Raw genomic sequence first — 3,530 nt, forward strand, 5'->3', positions numbered from 1 at the left:
CACCGTCGGCCGGATCCGCGGCTCCTGGTTCACCGACGGCGCGGAGACGAGGATCCGGTTGTACGCGTCGCCCTCGTCGGTCGCGTCCGTCCGCAACGACGCCGACTGGATCGGGGGCGCCTCGAACCCGGGCAGGTTGGTGTAACCGCTGTGGTAGGTCTCGCCGCCGTCCTTGCTGATCGCGATCGACCGGTGCGGCACCACGTTGGGGTCGGCCAGCTCCTCCGGGGTTCCCGTGTTGGTGTTCTGCCGACCCCACACGAGAATGTCGCCGTTGGCCAGCTCGACCAGGCTCAGCTCCCCGACGTTCTGCCGGGCGGCGGGCGGGTACTCGACCTGGGCGCCCTTGTGCCACGTGGTGCCGGCGTCGTCGCTGTAGGCGATCATGAGGCCGAACATCGAGCCGACGCGGTAGTTGACGCCGACCGCCAGCCGGCCGGCGTGCGCGCCACGGGTGAGCTGGATGCCGTGCACCGGCGCGGTCTGCATGTGGCCCCAGGACGGGTCGTCCAGCTCCTCGTACAGGCTGCGCGCCGGACTCCAGGTCACCCCGTTGTCGTCGCTGTGCAGCACGTACGGGGTGCGCGGGTAGCCGTCGTGGTTCCTGCCGGGGGTGGCCGGGTCCACCGGATTGTGCGTACTCATCACCACGATCCGGCCGTCCGGGACGCTGGTGGCCGGGGCGCCGGGCAGCTTCCGGTACACCACCGGTCCCGGGTTGCCCCACGTCGCCGGCGCCTCCAGCGTGGACCCCTGCACGGTCTCCATCGGCAGCCACCGCGTGGCGCCGCGCGGCAGCCGCCGGACCACCAGGTCCATGTGGGACTTGTCGGCGCAGGTGTGGATCCGGCGCTCGGCGAAGGCCAGCAACGAGCCGTCCACGGCCCGCACGATGGCCGGGATCCGGTAGCACCCGGCCGGCACGTACGGGGTGGAGAACAGCACGGTGGTCTTCGCCTCCAACTGGTCGGCCGCCGCCACGGCATCGGCCGCCGCCTGGGCCGGGATCAGCGCTGCCGCGGCGATCAGCCCGGCGGCGAGCAGCGCCGCCTGGTATCGGGGTCTGCGAAGAAGGCGCCTGGCAGGGATGGTCACGATCGTCACTCTCCTCGTGGGGATGAGGGTGCTCGTGCGGATCGAGCGTCAGGGACGGTGCCGTGCGACCGCGGTAGCGAACAGTTCCCGCCGCGCGGCCCGGTCGTCGTCAGTGACCTGGACGCGCGACGGAGCGGCGGGGTCCAGATAGGTCGGTGGAGTCGCCTCGTGCAGCGCCCACCGTGCCACGGTCTCGCGCAACCGCCGGAGCGCGTCGGCGTGCGCCGGGTCGTCGACGAGGTTGGTCAGCTCGTACGGATCGGTGGCCAGGTCGAACAGGGCTTCCCCGGCGGCGTCGGACCACAGCAGCTTGTACCGGCCGGTGCGGGCCATGCCGGCGGCCTCCTGCCTGCGGTCCTCGGCGAAGACGCAATCGTGCCCGCCGGCCGGGTCGGTCAGGTCCTGGCCCGGCAGCGGCGTCGCCGGTGACACTCCGCAGGTCGCCAGGACCGTCGGGGCGACGTCGATCAGTGAGACCAGCCCGTCGGCGGTCTCGCCGCCACGCTGGCACCCCGGGAACTTGACCAGCAGCGGCACCTTCACCACCGGGTCGTACATCGGCCCGTCCTTGAGCAGCAGGTGGTGGAAGCCGAGGTACTCGCCGTGGTCAGCGGTGAAGACGATCAGCGTGTCGTCGTACAGCCCGCGCTGTCGCAGCGTGTCGAGCAGGAGTCCGACCTGGTGGTCCAGGTGCGAGATGGTCGCGTAGTAGTGCGCCATCACCCGCCGCAGCAGTGGCAGGGTCAGCGGCTCGTAGTCGAAGTACCGCTGCCGGTACCGCTCGTCGGCGGGCGGGATGGCGTCGGTCCATCCTGGCAACGGTGTCAGTGCCGCCGGGTCGTACATCGTGTCCCAGCCGGCCGGTGGGTCGAACGGGTGGTGCGGCTTGACGAACGACACGTGCAGCAGGTCGCCACCGCCACCGGACCAGCCGGCCACGACCTTCCGCGCCCGCTCGCCGATCCAGGTGGTGGAGTGCCACTCCTCCGGCAGGTCCGACCGGCCGCTGCCGTACGTCTCCCAGTACGACCGTGGTGCCGTCGCGCGGAACTCCTGCTCCTGGTCGACGAGGTCGGCCACCGGCGCCAGCCCAGCCGCCGCCAGCTCCCGGTGGTAGTCGTCGTCGTACCGGCCGGGCCCGTCCTGCTCCGCCAGCTCGAGATGGTCGTAACCGACGTCGAGGTACGTCGGCGTGAAGTGCATCTTGCCGACCGCCGCCGTCCGGTACCCGGCCCGGCGCAACGCCCGGGGAAAGGTGTCGATACCAGGCGCGAGCGTGCATCGGTTCGTCCAGCCGGCATGCTGGCGGACATGCAGGCCGGAGAGGAGCGAGTACCGGGACGGGGTGCAGACCGGGAACGGGCAGTACGCGTTGCGGTACCGGACCCCGTCACCGGCCAGCCGATCCAGGTGCGGGGTACGCACGTCCGGGTTGCCGGCCGCACCGAGGCAGTCCGCCCGGAACTGGTCAACCTGGATGACCAGTACATTCGGTGCCATCAGCAGCCGCCGACACCGAATCCGAGCCCGGTCACCTCGGCCCGCAGCGCGGCCAGCTGCTCAGGGTCGAGTGACGGCAACGGCGGCCGGCATGGTCCGCAGTCGACGCCGAAGACCGACCCCAGTGCCTTGAATCCGGGCAGCTCGCCGCCCGACCGCGCCGCCGCGTCGATGACCTGCTGTGCGCGGAGCTGACACTCCTGCGCCCTGGCCAACTCGCCGCGGGCCGCGTGGGCGAGCATCTGCTGGAACAGCGGGCTGGCGAAGTTGTACACAGAGCCGATCGCGGCCCGTGCCCCCCACTGCCAGGCGGCGAGCACCAGCTTGGCGACACCGACGTAGACCTCCTGCTCGCCGGCCAGGTGCAGGCAGCGCTGGAGGTCCACCATGTCGTTGGCGGCGAACTTGACGCCGGCGAATGACGGGATCCGTTCCCGCGCCGCCAGCAGCACGTCGCTGGCCCGCAGGTTCACCCCGGTGATCGAGGGAATGTGGTAGTAGGTGAACGGCAGTGTCGGCGCGGCGCCGGCGATGGCCGCGCAGGCGTCCACCAGCGCGTCCACCGTCTCGGGGCGGTGGAAGTACGGGGAGACCGCGGAGATCGCCTTCGCCCCCACCTGCTCGGCGTGGCCGGCGAGCCGGCGCGCTTCGGTGATACTCGCGTGTCCGACATGGACGATGACGTCCAGTCGGCCGGCCGCGACCTCGCACCACCGCTCGACCAGCGCCATCCGCTCGGCCGTCGACAGCGCCGCGCCCTCTCCGGCGGTACCGCCGACGAACGCCGCCGGTGACCCCCACGCGAGCAGCGCGTCCGCCTGCTTCGCGACGGTGTCGAGGGCCAGCTCGCCGGCCTCGTCGAACGGCGTGAACACGGCGGTCAGCAGCGCCATTCCCGGTCCGTCGGTGGAGTAGCGCAACGCTGTCATGGGGTT

General features: G+C 71.6%; 3 protein-coding genes. All 3 read right to left on the bottom strand.

The features are described from left to right. Positions 1–1,095 (bottom strand): sialidase family protein (locus AAH979_RS42635; RefSeq protein ID WP_346263806.1); only part of this gene is annotated, 1,095 nt, incomplete at its 3' end. A 48-nt stretch (positions 1,096–1,143) separates the two neighbouring features. Beyond that, the gene (locus AAH979_RS42640) at positions 1,144–2,595 is read right to left on the bottom strand and encodes a sulfatase-like hydrolase/transferase (RefSeq protein ID WP_346263807.1); all 1,452 of its coding nucleotides are present in this window, start codon (positions 2,593–2,595) and stop codon (positions 1,144–1,146) included. Beyond that, the coding region (locus AAH979_RS42645) for a dihydrodipicolinate synthase family protein (RefSeq protein WP_346263808.1) at positions 2,595–3,530 on the bottom strand (936 nt) is incomplete at its 5' end. The genes AAH979_RS42645 and AAH979_RS42640, both read right to left, overlap by 1 nt.

This window comes from Plantactinospora sp. ZYX-F-223 (assembly GCF_039649625.1).
GTDB lineage: Bacteria > Actinomycetota > Actinomycetes > Mycobacteriales > Micromonosporaceae > Plantactinospora.

Coding starts and splice junctions, on each gene's coding strand:
- AAH979_RS42640 (WP_346263807.1), bottom strand. CDS start 2,595: ATGGCACCGAATGTACTGGTCATCCAGGTTGACCAGTTCCGGGCGGAC.